Origin of the sequence: Burkholderia diffusa (assembly GCF_902499115.1) — a bacterium.
GTDB classification, from domain to species: Bacteria; Pseudomonadota; Gammaproteobacteria; order Burkholderiales; family Burkholderiaceae; genus Burkholderia; species Burkholderia diffusa.
Genome location: NZ_CABVPN010000079.1, coordinates 1 through 1066 on the forward strand (window position 1 = coordinate 1; position 1066 = coordinate 1066).

General features: G+C 55.7%; 1 protein-coding gene and 1 pseudogene. One reads left to right on the forward strand and one right to left on the reverse strand.

Features of this window, described 5'->3' with window-relative positions; all coding sequences use genetic code 11:
* Window positions 1–307: 307 nt before the first annotated feature.
* Window positions 308–427: pseudogene (locus tag BTE28158_RS32745) on the forward strand (tyrosine-type recombinase/integrase); the annotation flags it as partial.
* A gap of 116 nt (window positions 428–543) precedes the next feature.
* On the opposite strand, the gene BTE28158_RS32280 reads toward BTE28158_RS32745, so the two are convergent.
* A complete protein-coding gene (locus BTE28158_RS32280) occupies window positions 544–753 on the reverse strand; it encodes a hypothetical protein (protein ID WP_170296497.1) in 210 nt (69 codons plus the stop codon).
* Window positions 754–1066 lie beyond the last annotated feature (313 nt).

A 1066-nucleotide genomic window follows, 5' to 3' on the forward strand; every position in this document is an offset into this window, starting at 1 on the left:
GGACCGCCTCAGCCGATTCCATCCTCGAAAAGCTGCATCGACTTTGCTCGCGAATCAGCGGAACAGGACACTAGCGGTCCAGGCTCGTGGTACTGAAAAATGACGAGATACTCGTGTGACATTTTATGGTCGAGCGGTTGGTGACTTCACGTACACATCCGTTGCTACGGATTGTCGCCGATCTCAGCGCAAGTATCGACCGTCCGCTGATGGCCGAACCCGGTCTGTTGGCATCGGGGTGGCGGCCTACTGACGGGTGCCGACCCTTTGGTGCCGTTCAATTAAAAGAATGCAGACGGCCGCTTTGGTGGAGGAACCGACTCTCTGGCTGTCGGCACCCACCGAGGCCTATCAGCAGTGGCAGTGCACCGAAGCCGCCGTCGCCGATCGGCGCGCGTTCTCGCCCCGGTCGATCGTCCAACACGAAGAGCGGGCAGCACGGAGCAAATCTATGTGGTTGGAATGTGCATTTTTTGTCCGCACCAAACGTCTGTGGTCGGAATGTAGCGACAGCAAATCTATGTGGTCGGGATGTAAAAACCCTCAAACCGCATACTTTCTCTCCGGAGCACTCTTGAATCGGTCCAGCTCGCGCATCGTCATCGTGATCCGTTCCGTTGCAGCCATCGCACCTCCGGCGCCGGACACCCGGCGGCCGGTCAGCTTACGCGGCCCGAAAGCGGACATTTCCATGTAGCCAAAAGCGGACATTTCAATCTGGCCACTACAACCAAAAACGTTGATCATCAGCATTATGTTAAATAATTTCGAAGTCCGACGTTAATCGCTAGTTTGCGTTTAATGATTCCTTAAGCGTCGCGTGTCAAAGTACCGTTTCGAGGCTACAACGTGATCACGCAAGTCATGTGTCGGTCGTCCACGCCGAGTGACGGCAAACGCGGCAAATCAACCGCAGTACGGTCCCTGATGTTCGGAGCTTGTCCGTCTGCCGCTCTCGTTTGACCCGGTTCGATACCGGGTCTTTTTTTGGTTCATCGCGGGAAACCGTGGAGCGTTTGAGGGGGATTGCGTAACCTGACGCCTGACTTTAAGGACGTCAGGAGGA

Coding starts and splice junctions, on each gene's coding strand:
- BTE28158_RS32280 (WP_170296497.1), bottom strand. CDS start 753: ATGCTGATGATCAACGTTTTTGGTTGTAGTGGCCAGATTGAAATGTCC.